At 59.8% G+C, this 19,257-nt stretch carries 16 protein-coding genes; 4 read left to right on the top strand and 12 right to left on the bottom strand.

Annotation, left to right across the window (positions count from 1 at the left end):
- Positions 1–81: 81 nt before the first annotated feature.
- From CPA54_RS08000 to ybaK, 3 genes are all read right to left on the bottom strand, one after another.
- Positions 82–3,396, bottom strand: coding sequence for an efflux RND transporter permease subunit (locus tag CPA54_RS08000; protein ID WP_248460315.1), 3,315 nt, complete (start codon positions 3,394–3,396; stop codon positions 82–84).
- A gap of 153 nt (positions 3,397–3,549) precedes the next feature.
- Positions 3,550–4,005, bottom strand: coding sequence for a hypothetical protein (locus CPA54_RS07995; RefSeq protein WP_249086061.1), 456 nt, complete (start codon positions 4,003–4,005; stop codon positions 3,550–3,552).
- Between the two features lie 155 nt (positions 4,006–4,160).
- Positions 4,161–4,643, bottom strand: a complete 483-nt coding sequence (gene ybaK / locus CPA54_RS07990) for a Cys-tRNA(Pro) deacylase (protein ID WP_043558642.1) — start codon at positions 4,641–4,643, stop codon at positions 4,161–4,163.
- Positions 4,644–4,844: 201 nt separating this feature from the next.
- On the opposite strand from ybaK, the gene CPA54_RS07985 reads away from it, so the two are divergent.
- Together CPA54_RS07985 and alkB are read left to right on the top strand one after the other, a co-directional pair.
- The gene (locus tag CPA54_RS07985; protein WP_043558639.1) at positions 4,845–5,141 is read left to right on the top strand and encodes a putative quinol monooxygenase; all 297 of its coding nucleotides are present in this window, start codon (positions 4,845–4,847) and stop codon (positions 5,139–5,141) included.
- A 21-nt stretch (positions 5,142–5,162) separates the two neighbouring features.
- Entirely contained in the window at positions 5,163–5,837 is a 675-nt protein-coding gene (gene alkB / locus CPA54_RS07980) for a DNA oxidative demethylase AlkB (protein WP_081562478.1), read from the top strand.
- Here alkB and CPA54_RS07975 read toward each other — a convergent pair.
- The 7 genes from CPA54_RS07975 to phoU form a co-directional block, all read right to left on the bottom strand.
- The gene (locus CPA54_RS07975) at positions 5,806–6,489 is read right to left on the bottom strand and encodes a hypothetical protein (RefSeq protein WP_249086059.1); all 684 of its coding nucleotides are present in this window, start codon (positions 6,487–6,489) and stop codon (positions 5,806–5,808) included. The two genes, alkB and CPA54_RS07975, sit on opposite strands and share 32 nt — an antisense overlap.
- A gap of 88 nt (positions 6,490–6,577) precedes the next feature.
- The gene (locus CPA54_RS07970) at positions 6,578–7,954 is read right to left on the bottom strand and encodes an L-serine ammonia-lyase (protein WP_043558632.1); all 1,377 of its coding nucleotides are present in this window, start codon (positions 7,952–7,954) and stop codon (positions 6,578–6,580) included.
- Positions 7,955–8,146: 192 nt separating this feature from the next.
- The gene (locus CPA54_RS07965) at positions 8,147–9,004 is read right to left on the bottom strand and encodes a sugar phosphate isomerase/epimerase (protein ID WP_081562476.1); all 858 of its coding nucleotides are present in this window, start codon (positions 9,002–9,004) and stop codon (positions 8,147–8,149) included.
- On the bottom strand, positions 9,001–9,822 hold the full coding sequence (locus tag CPA54_RS07960; protein ID WP_249086057.1) for an alpha/beta fold hydrolase: 822 nt from the start codon (positions 9,820–9,822) through the stop codon (positions 9,001–9,003). The genes CPA54_RS07965 and CPA54_RS07960 overlap by 4 nt, the downstream gene beginning before the upstream one ends.
- Before the next feature lie 92 nt (positions 9,823–9,914).
- Positions 9,915–11,174, bottom strand: coding sequence for an ATP-binding protein (locus CPA54_RS07955; protein WP_249086055.1), 1,260 nt, complete (start codon positions 11,172–11,174; stop codon positions 9,915–9,917).
- 8 nt (positions 11,175–11,182) lie between these two features.
- Positions 11,183–11,914: a response regulator gene (locus CPA54_RS07950; protein ID WP_249086054.1), complete on the bottom strand. Its 732-nt coding sequence runs from the start codon at positions 11,912–11,914 to the stop codon at positions 11,183–11,185.
- Positions 11,911–12,639 carry a phosphate signaling complex protein PhoU gene (gene phoU, locus CPA54_RS07945; RefSeq protein ID WP_227449759.1) on the bottom strand — a complete coding sequence of 243 codons (729 nt, stop codon included), beginning with the start codon at positions 12,637–12,639 and terminating at the stop codon, positions 11,911–11,913. The genes CPA54_RS07950 and phoU overlap by 4 nt, the downstream gene beginning before the upstream one ends.
- Positions 12,640–12,860: 221 nt before the next feature.
- Between phoU and CPA54_RS07940 the strand changes: the two genes are divergently transcribed.
- Positions 12,861–13,775: an alpha/beta hydrolase gene (locus CPA54_RS07940; protein ID WP_249086052.1), complete on the top strand. Its 915-nt coding sequence runs from the start codon at positions 12,861–12,863 to the stop codon at positions 13,773–13,775.
- A 668-nt stretch (positions 13,776–14,443) separates the two neighbouring features.
- Positions 14,444–14,806: a hypothetical protein gene (locus CPA54_RS07935; protein WP_249086049.1), complete on the top strand. Its 363-nt coding sequence runs from the start codon at positions 14,444–14,446 to the stop codon at positions 14,804–14,806.
- Between the two features lie 103 nt (positions 14,807–14,909).
- On the opposite strand, the gene CPA54_RS07930 is transcribed toward CPA54_RS07935, so the two are convergent.
- Entirely contained in the window at positions 14,910–16,469 is a 1,560-nt protein-coding gene (locus tag CPA54_RS07930) for a Hint domain-containing protein (protein WP_249086048.1), read from the bottom strand.
- A gap of 241 nt (positions 16,470–16,710) precedes the next feature.
- On the bottom strand, positions 16,711–19,257 hold a 2,547-nt coding region (locus CPA54_RS07925; protein WP_249086047.1), incomplete at its 5' end, for an autotransporter domain-containing protein.

Genomic DNA, 19,257 nt, shown 5'->3' with positions numbered 1-19,257 from the left:
GAAAGAGCCGCAGCGCGGTGCAATTGGCCCGTGGAGGGTCCGGCTGACCGTTTTTTCCTGTCGGGTTCATAAGGGGCAGGCTTACAGGGCGGCCCGGACCCGCCTCATCAGGGACAGACTGTGGTGTTTCAGCTTTTCCATCAGCAGATAGACAGCTGGTGTGGTGTAGAAGGTGAGCAGCTGGCTGATGGCCATGCCGCCCAGAATGGCCACGCCCAGAGGGCGGCGCAGTTCGCAGCCATACCCCTGGCTCATCAGCAGCGGGATACCGCCGAGGGCTGCGGCCAGTGTTGTCATAAGGATGGGGCGGAAGCGGGTGACAGAGGCATGGCGGATGGTCTCCTCGGCTGTCATGTCTGGATGATGGTGGTGGATGTGCAGGGCAAAGTCGATCACCAAGATGGCATTCTTCTTCACGAGGCCCGTCAGCAGGATGACGCCGATGATGGCCACAAGGCTGAACTGCTCACCGGAGGCCCACAGCCCCAGCACGCCCCCCACGCCAGCGGACGGCAGGGTGGAAAGGATGGTGATGGGGTGGAGGAGACTTTCGTAGAGGACGCCGAGGGCAATGTACATGATGGTGATGGCTGCCAGGAAGGCCAGCAGGGCATTGAGCATGAGGTCCGTCGTCTCTCCGGTTGTCCCCGTGAACTCCCCATGAATGCTGTCCGAAGCATGAAGGTTCACCAGTGCCCTGTGTATCAGCGAGATGGCATCATCATAGCTGGTGCCTTCGGCCAGATCGAAGGAGAGTGTCGTGGCATAATAGCCATTATGGTGGGTGATGCTGAGCGGCATGGGCGTTTTGACAATGCTGGCAACATTGTCCAGCGGGATCATCGTTTCCTGGGATGAGGAGACGGCGGCCCCGTTCGAGCTGTTGCCCGAGAGCTTGTTGGCCAGGGAGTTGGTGACGGAATCCCGGGAGAGGGAGGCCTGGGTACTGAGCGTGCCTTTGGTCCTGACCCGGATGAGGTTGGAGGCAATGCCCCCTGCTGCCGTACCAGCCGAGGTGGACAGCCAGAGATGGTGCAGTGTGTTGGAATATTCCCGGAACGGTTCCGCCACCACCATGACCACCCGGTGATTGGTCAGGGGAAGGTGGATGGTGGAGACGATGCTCTGCCCGTAGGCATCGAAGAGCGCATTCTGCACGAGCTGGGGCGTGATGTTGTAGCGGGCTTCCAGGTCACGGTGGATGAGGACATTGGCAAAAAAGCTCAGATCCTCTGCATCGGTGGAGAGGTTGCGGAACTTCCCGCTGGCCCGCAGCTGGGCCAGCAGGGGAGGCATGGTGGCGTAAAGGGGGCCGTTGCTGTCGCTCTGGAGAACATAACGGTAATTGCCCGTGGTGTTGCTGTCGCCCCCTCCCTGGCGGCCATTGTTCAGAGCCCAGAAAAAGGCCTCCGCCCCGGCCTGCTGGGGAATGGCCTTGCGCAGCCGGGCCAGGATGACGGGGATGCTGTCACGCATGCTCTTGGCCTTGAGCGTGACGAAGATGCGCCCCGTATGGCTCGTGCGGTTGAAGGTCACGACGGTCTGCACGGCCGGGTCTTTCTGGATGATGCTTTCCACCTGATGCATCCGGCGTGTCAGGGCCTTGAAGGAGAGGCTTGGTTCGCCATTGATGCTGCCCTGAAGAATGGCAAGGTCCATGGAGGGTATGGCCGTCTTGGGCATGAGAATGATGATGCCGACCATGAGCAGGAAGCTTCCCGGCAGGGTCAGCCCGATGATGATGGGGTGGCGGAGGCTCCAGTGCATTGAACGGTCATAGAGCGACGTCAGGTGGTAAAGTCCCGTTTCCACGGCGCGGACAGTCCTCATGGCACCATAGAGAAGCCAGGAGACAGGGTCTGCCAGGGGAGAATAGCGGGGCCTTTCGGGAATGGCCGGCGTGCTGCCTGCTGGTTCTATCGTCAGGAAATGGGCGCAGAGCATGGGCGTCAGGGTCAGGGACAGGACCATGGAGATGGCAATGGTCGCAGCCATTGTCAGCGCAAATTCATGAAGGGCCGAACCAAGCGTACCGGGGATGCAGAGCAGCGGGATGAAAACGGCGATGAGGGACAGGCTGATGGAGATGATGGTGAAGGCGATCTCGGAGGTGCCGACGATGCTGGCCTGATAGCGGTTCATCCCGTTTTCCATGTGGCGGGCGATGTTCTCCAGCACGACAATGGCATCATCAATGACAAACCCGACTGCAATGGTCAGAGCCATGAGGGAAAGGATGTTCAGCGAGAAATTGAACCACGCCATGGCTGTCAGCGTCCCCGAGAGAGCGACAGGGATGGTGATGGCCGGGATGAGCGTGCTGGCCATGTGGCGGAAGAAGAGGGCAATGACCAGCACGACCAGAAAGATGGAAATGACCAGTGTCTGTTTGGCATCCGCCAGCGAGGCCCGGATGGTCAGGGACAGGTCCAGGCCGGTGCGGAGTTCCGCACTGGCAGGCAGGGCCTGCTGGAGCCGGGGAAGACGCCTGACGATGTCGTTGACAATCTCCACCGCATTGGCGTGTGGCTGAGGGATGACAGCGATTGTGATGGCTGTTTTCCCGTTCAGTGTACTGTTCTGGTACACGTCCTGCACGTCATCCCGCACGGTGGCGATGTCTTTGAGGTAGATGGGATTTTTCCCGTTGCGGTAGGCCACGATGAGGTCCCTGTAATGGGCGGCCTCGGTAGCCTGGTCATTCGTCTGGAGCTGGATGCGCTGGTTGCCCGACGTGATGAAGCCCTTTGGCGTGAAGGCATTGGCCGAGGCCAGCGCCGCCCGGACATCCTCGGGGTTCAGCCCCCAGCGGTAGAGAGGATAGGGGTTCAGTTCGACCCGGACAGCCGGGTTGGAGGCCCCGAACAGCTCGACACGCCCCACACCGGCTATCTGTGCCAGTATGGGGCGGACCCTTATGGTGGCGAGGTCATAAAGCTGTGCCCTGGGGAGCTGGTCTGATGTCAGATGGAGCAGATAGATCGGTTTGTCGCCATCCAGCTTGAAGGCCTGCGGGTCTGCTTCCAGCGTGCTGGTGGGCAGGTCGCTTCGGGCGGCATGGAGGGCTGCTTGCACATCCCGCAGGGCGCCATTGATGTTGCGGGATGAGGAAAAATCCAGAAAGATGGACGTCTGCCCTCTGGTCGTGACGGATTCCAGCGTCTGGATGTCTGCAATGGTCGCCAGCCGCCGCTCCAGTGGAGTGGAGACGGAGGTGGCCATCTGCTGCGGGTCCGACCCCGGCTGGTTGGCGATCACCATGATGGAGGTCGCCGTCATGTCCGGCATGGTGGAAATGGGCAGGAAAGGCAGGGCAATCATGCCGGACAGAAAGATGGCGAGTGCCAGAAGTGTTGTCGCCACGGGGCGGTCAATGAAAAGACGACAGAAGACCATCCCTGACTATTAACTCTTTCTTATCGTGTTATTGCAGAACCTGTGCCTCCATAGAGATATTATCCCACTCAAATCAACCAGTTTTTACTGGTTATTCAAGTAATACCAGTTTGGGAAGAAAAGGTTAAAATCCTCCCTTTTCGTCTGGCCTGCTCAGGGCGTCACGGGCTGGGGCTGCGCCGGAACATAGCCATAGCCCTGTACGTATGTGGTCGTCTGGGCGACATATCCCTGACCGGGCTGAAAATGGGTGTAGCCGGGCACGGGGTAGGGGTAGCCGGGTACAGGCGGAGGAGCTGCAGGCTGCTGGATGACGATGACATTCGTGCTCTGTGGTGGCGGTGGCGGCGGGGCATAGCTCGGGGCCATGTAGGGCATGGCGTAGCCACCATCGTAATAGCCGCCTCCGCCATAGCCGTTGAAGACACGGTCAACCACGTTGTACCCCACACCGGACCCTACGCCGAAGCCAAGCCCCCGGGCGAAGCTGTGGCCGAAACTGTGGTGATGGTGTGCCTCGGCTGGCGTGATGGCCAGACCGCAGGCCAGAGCTGCCAGAGCAAGGCCTGTGGCTGCCCGCTTCATCAGTAGTCCGGAGACATGGATCATCTTGCGTTTCCTTGTACCAGTTCTGTCAGGCTGCCTGCCTGTCCAGCCTCTCTCATGTGGGGCTGTCCGCATGGGAAGATACAGGAGCAGGGTGATAAAATGTTAGTGAAATCACTGTCATGAAATGGTCATGTCTGTGGGGGGGTGAAGACCGGTCATTCGGCAATGCTGGCAAAAATCCCCTGCGTCACCATCTGCACATCCTGGGGTGTCAGGCAGGCCAGAAATCCCCGGTCCCCGGCATTGATCCAGATTGTCCTGTGTTTCTGTGCGCTGCGGTCGATGACGGTGGGCAGGGTTTCACGGGAGCCGAAAGGCGTTGTTCCACCCGAGACGAATCCCGTGCGGTCATGGGCCTCATCGGGCTGCATCATCTTGGCATTCCGGCCACCCAGAGCCGCTGCCAGTGCCTTGAAGTTGACCCGTCTGTCCACCGGGATGACTGCAAAAGCGGGCTGCTTCCTGTCGATCTTGACGGCAAGGGTTTTGAAGACGGCGGAAGGCTCTGCCCCAATGGCGCTGGCGGCCTGCTCGCCGATATGGCCTTTCTGTGGGGCATAGTCGTAGCGGCATGTTCTGTATGAAATGGCGGCACTGTCGAGAAACCGGGTGGCGGCGGTATCCTGCCTGTCTGTCATGGGGTGTCTCCTGTTGGATATGCAGGGGTGGATGATGCTCCAGTCAGGAAACCTTGCGACTCTCCGTCTGGCAAGCCGTCATGATACAGCCCTGCCCTGCTTTGGCCTCACGGCCGGGATGGTTGCGTCTGGTTCGGTTGCGGGCCATTCTGCCAGAAGGGTGGGTCGGTCTTCATCCATCCGTCATGCAGGAGACGTTCCATGTGCGGACCACTTGTCGTTCTGGCAGAATTCGAGGCCAGAGAAGATACTCTGGAGGCATTCCTTGAGGTCTGCCGTCATGATGCGGCCCGTTCCAGGGCTGATGAGCCAGGCTGTCTGGAATTTACCATTCAGTGCAGTGAGGATGATCCCATGCTTGTTGTGCTGCACGAGGTGTATGAGAGCCGGGCTGCCTTCCGGGCGCATGAGGCTGCTCCGCATTTTGCCGTTTTTTCCAGAGCGTTGCAGGATCTGAAGATTGTCACGAGGCAGATACGGTTCTTTCATCGGCAATGAGAGGGGAGTGACTGGCCCTTGATGGATGATCTTTTCCCGGAGACCCGGGAGCAGCTTGTCCTGTCGCCCGGGGCGGTTCTGCTGGGTGGCTTTGCCCGTGCGGAGGCGCAGGTGCTGCTTCAGGCTGTGGAATCCATCAGCCAGAAGGCTCCTTTCCGTCATTACAGGACGGCTGGTGGAGGGGTGATGGCAGCGGGCATGACGGCCTGTGGTCCATATGGTTGGGTGAGTGACGGGCAGGGCTACCGTTACATGCAGACCGACCCGCTGACGGGCCAGCCCTGGCCGGCCATGCCTGCCCTTTTTGCAGATATGGCAGGGCGTGCTGCACGGGCGGCAGGTTACGAGGGGTTTGTCCCACAATGCGGGCTTGTCAATCGGTATGCCGTCGGAGCGGGAATGGGGCTGCATCAGGATCGTGACGAACGCACCATGCAGGCCCCCGTCGTTTCGGTCTCGCTGGGGCTTTCAGCCCTGTTCCTGTGGGGTGGTGCCCTGCGGGGTTCCCCCTGCCGCAAGGTGCCGCTGCATCATGGGGATGTGGTGGTCTGGGGTGGCCCAAGCCGATGTCATTTTCACGGTGTGGCACCGATACGGGCCGCACCAGCCGTCGCCGGGCTGGACTGTCGGTACAACCTTACCTTCCGGGTGGTGGACCGCCCCTTCAGCGGGACGGGGCTACATCATCCAGATTGATGAGGCTTGTTGCAGGCTGGAACCGCCGGGGAGAATGGGCGGCCTTGTCCATGTTGTTTTCTTCTGCCGTTACGGGGGGCACGTGTGTAAAGCTCAGCTTTACCGTGACGGCCCGGTTGTGCAGGAAGACATTCCCGACTGTTTCATCCTGTGCCCGGCTGATGCCATGGGCAGGCTGGGTCCCCCGCCATGGAACGATGAGACGGGATGACCAAGCGTCTTCACTGGACACGGCATCAGGCTGGTCGGTCTGCTCATCCGAGAAATAGGGCGTTAGCTGGCTGTCGGAGAAACAGGCATGGCCCATGTAGGCAGCTACGGCCTCCCGGTAGGGGCGGGTGCCATGATGGCGGGGCATGTAAAATCCGTTCCATCTGGAGTCGTATCGGCACGCCTTGGCCCGCCAGAGATCGTCCTGCCCTTTTTCCATGCTGCACTGCACACGGACATGCAGCGAGTCGTCACTGCCTGTGGAGGCATAGGTGAGAGGTGTACTGGCCAGCGTCTGGCAGGGAAGGGTGGGAATGAGAAGAGCCGGTGCTGCAGGGCGCTTGTCCACAGGGAGAGGATCACCCGGCTCTGCCCGGGCGGTGGACACGACCGCCATCATGGAGGCGGCAAGCAGAAGAGCGGGCATGTGATGGAGTGTCATGAGGCAAGGATACCGCAGCACGGGGAGAAAAAGGACTCACGATATCGTATGAGCTGTGGTGTGTTCAGGCAAGCGGTTCCAGCAACCATCAGCAGGCCGGGACGTTGACAGCCAGACCGCCCAGGGCGGTTTCCTTGTAACGGTGGTTCATGTCACGTCCGGTTTCGGCCATGGTCTTGATGACGTGGTCCAGCGAGACATAATGCGCCCCGCTGTCATCACTCATGGCCAGAGATGAAGCATTGATGGCCTTGACGGCTCCAAAGGCGTTTCTCTCGATGCAGGGGATCTGCACAAGCCCGGCCACCGGGTCGCATGTCATGCCCAGATGGTGTTCCATGGCGATTTCCGCAGCATGTTCGCACTGTTCCGGCGTACCACCCAGGGCGGCCGTCAGCCCTGCTGCTGCCATGGATGACGCCACGCCGACCTCGCCCTGGCAGCCTACTTCCGCCCCGGAAATGGAGGCATTGAGCTTGAACAGCCCGCCAATGGCTGCTGCTGTCAGGAGGAAGGTCCGCAGCCCGTTGGTCGTATATTCGGGGCAGAAGTCCCGATAATAGCGCATGACAGCCGGGATGACGCCCGCAGCGCCATTCGTGGGGGCGGTCACGACCCGTCCACCAGCAGCATTTTCCTCGTTGACGGCAATGGCGAAGAGGCTGATCCAGTTCATCACGCCATGGGGGGACGGGGCAGCATTGGTCTTGGCCTGGAGGCGTGCATACAGTTTGGCCGCCCGTCGCTGGACTTTCAGGGGACCGGGCAGGGTGTCTGTATTGTGCAGCCCGGCTTCAATACAGGCCAGCATCGTGTCGGCAATCCTGTCCATGCCGCGTTCCACGTCCCAGAGAGGGCGGGTGGCGGTCTCGTTGGCCATCATGATGCTGGCAATATCGGTGTTCTGTCGTTTTGTGTGGGCGAGGAGGTCTGCACCACTGCGGAAAGGGAAGGGGACATCCGGCAGGGAGTAGGACATCGTCCGTGCCTGTTCCTCTGGTGTAATGAATCCCCCGCCAACGGAGCAGAAACGCTGGCGGGTTATCAGCGTGCCATCCCGCCCGAAGGCTTCAAACTGCATGGTGTTGGGATGGATGGGCGGGATGGTGGCCGTGTCCAGGCAGATGTCGGTCTGATAATCAAAGGAAAAGCTCGTGCCATTGAGGTTCAGCAGATGCGTGCTTTCAATGTGCTGGACCAGCTTTTTTGCTGCGTCAGGGTCGACATGTTCCGGTGTTTCGCCAGCAAGGCCAAGCAGGACGGCCTTTATGGTGCCGTGTCCTTCGGCTGTCAGGGCCAGGGAGCCATAAAGGGTGACGACAATGCGGGCCGGACTTTTTTCCAGCGGGCCGTCAGGCAGGTCCGCCAGGACATCGGCAAAGCGTTGTGCCGCCCGCATGGGGCCGACCGTATGGGACGACGAGGGACCGATCCCGATCTTGAACAGGTCAAACAGGCTGAGCATGGAAACGGACCCTCATTGCGTAAGACACTCCATCTTTATGGGATAGAATTGTGCCGGAGATAAGCCTTAAAAAATAAATTATTCTGATTATGAAACAAATATCAGACGCTGTTATGAAGGAAACTGTCCGGGGTGCCTGCCATGCACACAGGGTCACGGCAGGAGGGTCTTCCCATGGCCTTTATGGCAGGCTCATCCGGCGCCAGGATGGGTCCAGATATGCTCCAGTGCGGCCCGGCACTGGGTGATCAGGGCAGAGAGGTCGCCTTCATAGAGGCTGTCCGGCACGTCGGAAGAGAAAATCTCCACGGCACAGGCGCCCCGGAATCCGGCATCCCATGTGGCGTGGAGAAGCTCATGGAGGGGGATGCATCCTTTGCCGGGTATGCGCCTGTCTGCGGCAGAACGTGGCGTGCGCCAGTCGCTTATCTGTACGACATTGATGAGTGCTCCTGCACGGCGGATGGCGGCACAGGCCTCTGGCTGCTGCCAGATGTTCCAGTAATCCAGACACAGCCCCAGAGCGGGATGGTCCACGGTCTTGATGATGTCCAGAGCCTGATCGATGGTCCAGATGGCCGTCTCGTAATTGATGGAGGTCGGGTTCAGTGGCTCCAGTGAGAGGGTGATGCCCAGTTCCGCTGCCAGAGGGCAGAGGCGGCGCAGGGCATCGATCGTGCGGGTGATGCACCCTAGAACATCGCCATTCTCAGGGGCCCCGGTATTGACGACAAACGGCACCCCCTGGGTGTAGGGAGCGTAACGGCGCATGCTTTCTTCCAGCCGGGCAAGGCGGCGCCCAGGCTCCTGGGGGTAGGGCATCATTTTGCTGGCCCCAAAGGTACGGACGGCAGGCTGGAAGGAGCTGACCTTCAGGCCGCTTGTTTTCAGCAGCGCCATCTGTTCGTCCACCCGCTGCGGATCCAGCTTGCTTTCACACAGCTCAAGCGTCTCCACGCCCAAGGCGGCATAGCGCTGGATGTCTTCCTCAAAGGGCCATGGCTGGGTTGTGAATTCGTTCATTCCGAAGGCGAAGGGGAAACCACTCATGCTGCTGCTCCTTCTTTCATGAAGGTGAGAACCGTCTGATTGAATTTTTCCGTCTCATCGAGAAAGACCATGTGGGAGCTGTTTTCAAACTCCACGGCCTGACAGTGCGGCATGTGCTCGGCGACCCAGCGGGGCCCCGCAGCCGGAAGAACCTTGTCTTTGCCGGCAATCATCATCAGGCAGGGCAGGTCAAGATGGGGCAGGACGTCTCGCCAGTCCTGGGTCGTGTGGTCGGCCATCATGAGAGAGGCTGCCTGGCTGGGACATTTGGCCATTTCTTCCAGAAGCATGGCCTTTTCGTCTTCGGGCAGACTGGTGCTGAGGCAGTCCGAGAGGTTCTGCCTGTCGAAAGCGGACCGGTTGAAAACCAGCTGCTGCTGGAGGAAGGTCAGCCCGGCCCCGTCGTAGCAGGTGGCGTGGCCCAGCTTCCAGTCCGGGGCGAAGAACTGCTTTGGTGTTTGCTGCACGAAGATGGCGCTGCGGAGCCGGTGTCGGCCGAACAGCTCCAGATAGGACCATATGATGGGGGAGCCGATGGACCAGCCCAGCACGGTGGCGTCTTCAATCTCCAGTGCTTCCAGCAGGTCCCGGAGGTCTGCTGCCAGACGGGCGATACGGTAGCCGTGGTCCGGTTTCCCGGATTCTCCATGCCCTCGCAGGTCCAGCGTGATGACACGATACTGTTTTGCGAATGACCCGACATTGCGGTGGAAGAAGCGGCTGGAAAAGGTCCAGCCATGGATCATGACCAGGGGGCGTCCCTGGCCGTGATCCTCGTAATGCAGTTTCACACGGTCGCTGGTAGTGATGTAGGGCACGCAGGGTCTCCCTGTTTCATTGGCCTGTGCAGGCGGTTGCTGCCTTGTCTTCCAACTTGGGGCTGGCCAGCGTCTGTCTGCAAGGGGGGCTGTCATTTTCCTGCTGCCTGGTCCTGTGGGAGTGGGGCGGCCGGGAGCCAGACGTGGCAGGTTGTTCCCTGCCCAACCGTGCTGGTGAAGTGCAGTTGCCCACCATGTCTCTCCAGAATCTGTCGGACGATGGCCAGCCCCAGCCCCGTACCCTGTCCGGCCTCCGCATGGCTGGAGTCGGATGGCGGCGTGATGCGGTAGAAGCGTTCTGTAAGGCGGGGGAGATGGTGGGCGGCAATGCCAGGGCCGTTATCTTCCACCGTGATCAGGAGTCCCGGCAGGGAGGAGGTCGGTCCTTCGGCTGGGGTGGCCCGTCTGGCGTGAAGGCGGACGTGCAGGGTCCGTTCCGGCATTGTGCCGTACCGGATGGCATTTTCGATGAGGTTGAGGAGAACCTGCACCATTTCATCCCGGTTGGCCAGCAGGGTCAGGCTGTCTTCCTGCGTTACGGTCAGCCTGCGGCTGTCGTGCTGGAAACGTGGGGTGACTTCGCCCAGCACAAGGGCGAACAGTTCTTCTGCTTCCAGCTCTTCCCGGGGGTGGTGGTGGCCTTTCATCTCAAGCTGGGACAGATAGAGCAGCCGGTCGATCAGCCGCTGCATCCGTGTTGCCTGCTGGCTCATGATCTCCAGATACAGGGTGCGGGATGTCTGATCGGTCTGGTCGCCTCCCTCTTTCATCAGGTCGATGAAGCCAGTGAGGGAGGCCAGAGGTGTGCGGAGCTCGTGGCTGGCGTGGGCCACGAAGTCGGCTCTCATGCGGTCTACAGCCTGAATGAGACTGCGGTCATGCAGCAGGACGAGGACAAGGCTGTTCCGTCCTGCTGCACCGGGCAGTCTGCGCATGGCGAGATGGACGGAGCATTTTACGGGAACATCCAGCCTGATGGTGGTTGAACAGGGTGCAGGAAGGCCATCATCCATTGGGGGAGCATGAAGGGCGCTATGCAGGGTGCTGTGTGCCGTGGGGTGGCGAAGGAGCGCCCCGAGGCTGTTGCCATAATGGGTCCGTGCCGCCTCGTTGCAGGCCATGATCTGTCCGACGGAGCCGAGAATGAGGGCCATGCCCGGGATGGTATCTACCAGCAGGGTGGCCTCATGGAAGGGCAGAACGCTGCCCGGGGGTGGGGCAGATGGTCTGGGGCTGTCGGGGCGGGTGGTGCCGTGGGGGCGCCGGGACAGGTGCCAGATCATGGCCCAGCCCGTCAGGGCAAGGCAGGCACAGATTGCCGTGATGATCTCTGGCAGGAGCGGAGAGGCCATGAGGCGGATCAGCCGGAGGATGGGCCGTGCTGGCTGATGGTGCCATCATCCAGCGCATAACCGGCGGCCCGTACGGTCCTGATGAGGTCGGTTTCCCCCGTTTCATTCAGCGCCTTGCGGAGGCGGCGGATATGAACGTCCACCGTGCGTATCTCCACATGGACGTTGGGGCCCCACAGACGTTCCAGCAGGGTTTCCCGGGAGAAGACCTTGCGGGGATGGTGGATGAAGAGTTCCAGCAGGCGGTATTCGGTTGGCCCCAGGGCGATGGGACGCCCGGCCCGTGTGACCTGATGATTCTCCGGTTCCAGCGTAAGGGGGCCGAATGTCACGATGTCCTGTACGGGGCGTGTGCGGCGAAGCAGGGCCCGCAGGCGGGCATCCAGCCTGTCGGTACTGCATGGTTTGGTCAGATAGTCATCAGCGCCGTTGTCCAGCCCGGCGATGACGTCCTGCTCGTCCGTCCGGGCCGTGAGGAAGAGGACGGGCAGGTCCTTCAGCCCCGGTTTCTGCCGGATGATGCGGCAGAGTTCCAGCCCGGAGAGACCGGGCATCATCCAGTCCAGCAGGGCGACGTCCGGTCGTTCTGTTTCGAGGAAGGCCAGTGCCTGTTCGCCATCCATGACGGTGCTGACCTGATAGCCCCGCTGCCTCAGGCTGTGTTCCAGAAGGACCCGCAGGGTGGGTTCATCCTCCACGACAAGAACAGAGCCTTTCTGGGGGCTGGCAGGGGGTTTCATGGGCTGGGGGACTCCTGTCCGGGTGGGAGTGGCTGGCTGTCATGGCCATGCGGGCGGGTCGGGGGCAGCGTAGCCCCCGTGACCATGAAGACCACACGTTCGGCCATGTTGGTGGTGTGGTCGCCGATCCGTTCCAGATTCCTGATGATGAAAAGCAGGGAGATATGGAGGCGGATGGTATGGGGATGACGGGTCATCTGTTCCAGGGAATCTGCCGTCATGGCTTCACAGTATTTGTCCACGAGCTGGTCGGCGGCCCAGATGGCATGGGCGGCACTGTCATCCTTGTGGGCCAGGGCATCCATGATGCGGCGGAGATGCTCCAGCACCAGCCGTCCCATTTCGCTCAGGGCGAGGCGGGCGGGGCGGGGAAGGGGCTGTTCCATCTGGCTGAGGCGCCGGGCGATGGAGCTGGCATAATCGCCCATGCGTTCCAGGGCGCCAGCCATGGGGATGCAGGCGACGATCTCCCGCAGATCTGCCGCCATGGGGCTGCGCAGGGCCAGCAGACGGATGGCGAGTGTTTCCACCTTTTGTTCCAGTGCATCCACTTCATCATCCTGCCGTGCTGCCTGAAGGGCTGTCCGGCCATCATTCTCGGCAATGCCTGCAAGGATGAGGGAGAGCTGATGCTCTACCAGTCCCCCCATCTGCTCCATCAGGGACCGTAAATGGAGCAGCTCATCTTCATAACGCTGCACGATATGCTGCTTCTGGCGCATCATGTGTCTGTCCCCTTTCAGGCGGGCTAACCTACCGTAATTCACGGGGAGCGGAAACAGCACCGCCAATCGGGTCACAAGCGGCGGAAGAGTAGGGTTTTTGCCGGGTTCAGGAGAGGTTTCAGCTCTCTTTTACGGAGATGTCATGAATATTTCATGTTTCCGCACGGTGGGGGTGCAGGTAGGGTTTCCGTGTCGTCGTCAGAAGGAAAAGAGGCCGATAGATGAGCACCCGCCGCCAGTTTCTGCAAGGCTGTTCCGCTCTTTCCCTGGCGGTCTCTGCGGGAGGGGGCAGGCGTGGTCTGGCCCGAGGGACATGCCCTGTGAAGGCCATGCTGCATGATGAGTCTGGCTTTTATCCTCTCTGGCCGGAGGTTGGTACCATGGAGCAGCCCCGTGTTGCGCGGGGAGGGCGTGTTTACGGTATTCATGTGCCGGGTCTGCATGTCATGCGGCCCGTCCATCCGAATGGATCGGCTGTCATCATCGCAGCAGGTGGTGGTTATGGGCATATTGCCGTAGGGCATGAAGCCTTGCCTGCGGCCCGGTGGCTGGTCTCGTTGGGTGTGACTGTTGCCATTCTTCTGTATCGTCTGCCAGGTGAGGGATGGGCTGAAGGCATGGGGGCCCCACTGGCGGATGCCAGACAGGCCCTGCATCTGTTACGGTCCGGGCAGGTTGGTGGAAGTGGTAATGTGCGGCGTGTGGGTTTCATGGGTTTTTCTGCCGGGGGGCACCTGCTGGGTCTGACAGCTTTGCAGGACCATGATGCGCCACCGGTCCTGCTGATGCTGCTTTATCCGGTTGTCAGTGTTGCGCCCCCTTTTACCGGGAGTCGTACCAGTCGGGTGTGTCTGGGGGATAATCCGACAGTGGAACGGGCTGTCCGCTGGTCTCTGCCATCGCATGTCCGGGATGATGCGCCGCCTTTGTTCATGGCTCATGCGCTGGATGACCCGATCGTGTCACCTGAGCAGGAGACGTTGCTGTTGCAGGCCTATCAGCGGCATGGGCGACCTTGTGAAGACCACTGTTTTGCAACTGGGGGTCATGGCTTTGGTCTGGGGCGCAGGAATGGATCAACAGGGCAGTGGCCCATTCTGGCCGCATTCTGGATGAGACGGCAGGGGTTCCTGTGAACAGCCATACCGTCCCGTTGGGGCTGGTGACATTCCTGCGCAGGGTTTCGAATTTGTGCTGCCGTTATCTGTGAGGAGGGAATGGTGTTGCTTTCTTCATGGGGCCGGCAACCTCATCGGGAATCGTATGATTTTTGTCCGGAGTGGCCCCCGTGCAGGATTCGGGTGGCTGTTGGCAACATTGACCAGCTGGCGTCAGGAGAGACTGAATCGCTTCGGGCCGATGGTTCAGAAGACTGTATGTGGAGACTTTTTGGGTGTTGAAGAGGAGAGCATGACAATGGTCTGCTGTTTCTTCATCTTTTTCATGAGCGTGTATGAACAGTCATATAGATTAAAATTCATTAATTGTAGGGTGTGATGCGGGTCTGTTTATTGGATGTTCCAAGGAATTTTAGCAAAATTTTTCATAATTTAACTTTAATTTTTTGTATTTTAATTTTAATTATTAAAATAAAATGTATATAAATACGAATATATGATCAAAATGTTAAAAAAAATACAAAGTAAAATTATAAAATAAATTGTGCATTTAAAGTTATTACAAAGTTAAACTGGAAGAATTCATCATTTTCCTGTTGACTGTATTTCGTGAATATGGATTTATAACCTTGGAAGACGCATATGGGGCTTCCAACTCCTTAATAGAAAGTGTGTGGAGACTTGACATGAGAGCTCTCAGCAACCGCGAGCTGGACAGCGTTTCTGGTGGTTTTGGTCTGGGCAACCTGATTGGTGGTCTGGTTGGTGGTCTTGGTGGTCTTGGTGGCGGCGCACAGAACCCGCTGGCCGCTCTGGCCCCGGCTGCCAATACCAATACGATCCCGGCCGTTAGCTACCCGCAGGGGGCTGCTGCTCCTGCTGCCGGTTTCAATCTTGGTGGCCTTGGTGGGCTTGGGCAGCTGCTGTCTCCTATCCAGGGCTTTACCTCTGCTTTTAGCAATTTCCTGCAGCATCCTCTGCGTACGATCCTGTCTCTCGTAGGGACGGGCATTCAGCAGGCTGTGAACTTCGTCACACGTCTGATCTGATCCCTGTCATCCCGCAAGGGATGGCCGTGGGTAGGGTCTCTGTCCAGTCAGGGCAGGCTCTCTGTGAGGGGATGGTCCGTATGGGCCATCCCCTTATGTGTTTTCAGGCAAGAGCATAGGGGCCTGCACTGAGTATCTCGAGCTTCAGCAGGCAGCCATTCTGCTGTTTCATGTCAGGCAGTGGCAGATGGGCTGCCCCGGTGGTCCAGCGGCATGGAACAGGCTCTGTAACATCCCATCCTGTGTTCGGGGCGGCTGTCAGGTGTGATGTCAGGGGGATGTCGGTTCCATCAGGCTGAACGAGCGTTATCTCGCCGACAAGAACGCCCAGGGTTCGTCTGTCATCCACGAAAGGGCCAATCTGTCTGTCCGGCCGGCTTGTCCGGGACCTGATGGTGAGAAAGGATGGACTGTTTTTCAGCCAGAACAGGTAGTGTCCGCCATTGCGCTGATACAGGGCGAGTTCGGTCCCCTGTGGGTCCAGCAGGGTCAGGGCCGGGTCGTCCGTGGTGGCTGGTCTGGCGGTTTCCGGTGGGAATCCCAGCCGGGTTGCCCGTTCTGCCAGTGCAGCATGCAGGGGCTCGACAAAGGCCCGATCCACGTTCAGCGGGGCGGCGGCGTCCTGTTGCCAGTCTTTGGGGCGGGAGTGGAAGGACGCTGGGGAGGAAATGGACAGGGCTGCTTCAGGCGTCGTGAAACTGTGGCGGTTGCCCGTGTCCAGATATGTTTCGGACAGGACACCATTGGCACTGATGATGCGATGCTCATAGGTCTCGATGTGGTAAATGTCGTAGCTGTCCCGTTCTTCCCGCAGGATCGTCCTGCCATTGACGAGCATACGGGCGGGAATGAAGCTGCCTTTCAGCAGCAGGCAGTGCTCTTCGGTAATGTAGAGGTCACGGAAGGGGCAGTTCTCCCCGAATGTGTGGCGTCTGATGCGTATTGGCCAGTCGTCAGACGAGGTGGGTGTGACGGATTTCCAGCCACTCCAGCGGAGATGTTCGATGTGTTTGTGACCATTCCGGAAGACATGGATGGCATCACCGGCCCTCAGCTCCTCAATGGGTCTGGGGCCCTGGGGGGTGTCTATCAATGTGCCTGCGAGGTAGCAGACAACATCCGCACTGGTTTGTGGTGGTGCCGGAGGTGTGAACGGGGACCAGCGTCCATCCTGCGGGAGACCATATGGATTGCCGGGAATGAAGATGTTTGCATGGACCGTGCTGTAGAAGCTGTAATCCTCGTTCATCTGGATGATGGTCTGGTTGGCCGAGGCATCGTAGCGCTGCCGTGTTGTCGTTCTGGATGTCGTCTGGCCGGAAAATGTGAACTGGAATGTGAAGCCGGATGGTGGTGGGCTGACCAGATGGAGGTCCAGGGAAAGATTGGTCTGGAGGGAGGCGCCGCTCAGCCCTCCGTAATCAAGAGCAAGCTGTCCACCTGTTCCGGGGTCTATGGTCAGGGAATGGGGGGCAGCCATGAGAGAAGAGCTGACGGTGCCATTCCATGATGCCGGTGAGATGACCAGTGACCCTCCCTGAAAGGCGAAAAACGTATCCTCCTGTGGCAACGACAGGTTGTCAGGCATGAAAAGCGTGGTGTTGATGACAGCTTTACGGGATTGGGGAGTGTACGTGATGGTCTGGTTCTGTGCGACAATCATGAGCAGCTATCTTGGGCGGTATCCGGTTTTTTCGTGGAAACCGTCTGAAGATAGGGGCTGTTCCCTTATCAGAGATTAAGCCAGTCCTTCATAATTACCTGCACAGGTCCAGTCTGTTGCGGTCTGTTCTGTACTGTGGGCAGGCGTATCCCCAGGGGGCAGCTGGTAGGAGCCACACCCAACAAAAAGGGCGGACCATGGTGGTCCGCCCTTTTCTGTCTGCGATACCGGAGATACGGGATCAGAACTTCATCTTGAAGGTTCCCGTTGCACCGCTTTCGGTCGACTGGTTGCCGTACTGGCCAATGTAGGACAGATCCAGATCAATACGATCAGTCAGGCGGGCCGTCATGCCAGCATTCACGACAGCCGCATTGCTGGAGAGCAGAACACCGGCGACGTCCATGTCGCTGGTCCCGCCTGTCGTGGCAAAGGCCGCATGCTGGCGGGACCCCAGGCGACCGAAGCCATGGCGGTAGGCTGCCGTGAGGTGCGGCATGAAGATCGTCCGGCCGATATTCAGCGTCGTGGCGGCACGGAAACCGAAGGTTGAGAAGGTGACCCCCGTATCCGTCCCACGGCTGCGCAGGGCGGCCTCGTTGCCATGCTCATGATAGCTGTTGGTCTGCATGTTCACATACGCCACGTTCATGAACGGCTCGAAGACGCCGCGCCCGGTGCGCATCTTGTAGCCCAGTTCAGCGAATGTCTGTGCAGTTCCACCCAGATAGCCACTGCTGAGGCGCCCGCCATAATCACCAACGGCGACATGCCGACGGGTGTTGATGACATTCCAGCTATAGGCAGCGCCCAGCCGTAGGTTCAGGCGGCCCCAGTGTGTCCCGGCATAGGCCCCAACAGTGATGTTGTTGCTGTTGCCGGAGGAGGAGCGCCCCCGCTGGATGTTGAACTGGGAGTGACCATAGGACAGCAGCCCGCCGACACGCCAGTTGCTGCGGTTGATCGGCGCATCCGCCCCCATGATGAACCCGGCCGTGTTGTGGTGCATGAGGGCAGCATTGCCATCTCCGCTGTTATGGCCGAGGGCTCCGTAAGCCTGCCCCCACAGGACAGCATGGTCGGAATAGCAGGCGCCATTCTTTTTATGCGTCTTCAGGTCATAGAGGCTCTGGCCATTATGGCCATAATCGCAGTCGCTGTTTGCCAGACGGTCCATCACCGCATTGCGGATGTAGAAGCTGTCCTGAATCAGCGCCGTACGGATGGAGGCGTGCAGCTCACCGGAGAGATTGTCCAGCGCCCGCCGTGCCTGGTCCCGTGTCAGGCCTGTCATGGCCTGGCTGAGCGCCGAGCTGGGAGCGAGATGGTCCAGCCCCTGGCCGGTGGTAATCTGGTTGCGGGTTTCACCTACCGTGCTGAACGAGCTGGCATTGCGGCGCAGGACGATGTCAACAGCATCGGCACTGTAGGCAAAGGCTGGGTCCAGATAGGCATACTGGGGTGCCAGATTGCTCGACAGTTTTTCGTCAAACTGGCCGTTGACACCGCCAGATGCCGTCAGGACACGGTAAGCCTGCCCATATGTCAGGCCCGCGCCTGCATTCTTCAGCTGGAGGTCCAGAGTCCCGCCCTGCAGATAAGCCGTGCCCGTGACAGCCAGACGGTCGGAGGTGAGTTCATGGAACCCGTTGCCTTTTGCCGTGTCAATGGTCTGGCCCGTCGTATCGCTCGTCCCGCGGATCCGCAGGACAGAGCCCTTGGCCATGGTCAGGTTACCACTGACATGCAGGGTGGAGAGCGCATCAGAGCCGATCGCACCGGGGGCGACTGTAGCACCGGAGACAGCCTGGGTTGAGCCGACGGTGCCGGTACCACGCAGGGTTGCGCCATTGCCGACGGAAACCGGGCTGGAACCATTACGACCATCCACTTCCAGAGTTGCCTGGTTCTGGATCATCGTCGGGCCTGAATAGGTGCTGTCACCTGTCAGGATTTCCGTCCCGCCATCGATGGTCAGGCCACCATTGCCGGAAAGAGACCCGGCGTAGGTGTCACTGGCCTTTGTCAGGGTGAGCGTGCCATCCAGCGTGCCGTTGCTGTTTCCTGCGAGGGACCCGGCGGAGGCATTGTTGCTGGTGACGGTCAGGTTCTGGCCATCATGGGTGAGGGTACCGCCGATGGTGCTTCCATCGAGTGTCAGGGACCCGTTGCCCGTATTGGTGACAGCACCATCCGTTTTGTTGCCCCCGGCGAGGGTCATGACGCCGCTGTTTGTTGCGGAGGCCTGGGACCCGCCCGTGGCGCTGAAGGTGGCATTGGCAGCGTTTGTTACGGTCCCTGCGGATGTTCCGGCAAGGGCTGTCTGTCCACCATTGCTGCTGACGTCCCTGACGATGCTGTCATTCAGGGTGACGGTCCCCGCATTGGTAACGAGATTGGCCAGTCTGGCTCCGTTCGCCACCAGTGATCCATCATTGTTCGTGACCGTTCCGGTGACGGCTGAACCATCCTGGAGGGCGGAGTGGCCGTTGTTGACAAGTGCCCCGGAAAGGGAGCCTGTCAGGGTCAGGTCACCACTCTGCCCGACGGTTGTGTCACCGGTATAGGCCTGATGGTTCGTGAGGGTTTCTTTCCCCCCGTCAAGGGCCAGCCCGCCCTTGCCGGAGAGGATACCGTTATAGGTGTCATTGGCCTTTGTCAGGGTGAGCGTGCCATCCAGCGTGCCGTTGCTGTTTCCTGCGAGGGACCCGGCGGAGGCATTGTTGCTGGTGACGGTCAGGTTCTGGCCATCATGGGTGAGGGTACCGCCGATGGTGCTGTTGTCGAG

It is taken from the genome of Parasaccharibacter sp. TMW2.1890 (assembly GCF_023337645.1).
GTDB classification, from domain to species: domain Bacteria; phylum Pseudomonadota; class Alphaproteobacteria; order Acetobacterales; family Acetobacteraceae; genus Bombella; species Bombella apis.
The sequence above is the reverse complement of the archived record's forward strand: the minus strand, read 5'-3'. Positions and strand labels throughout refer to the sequence as shown.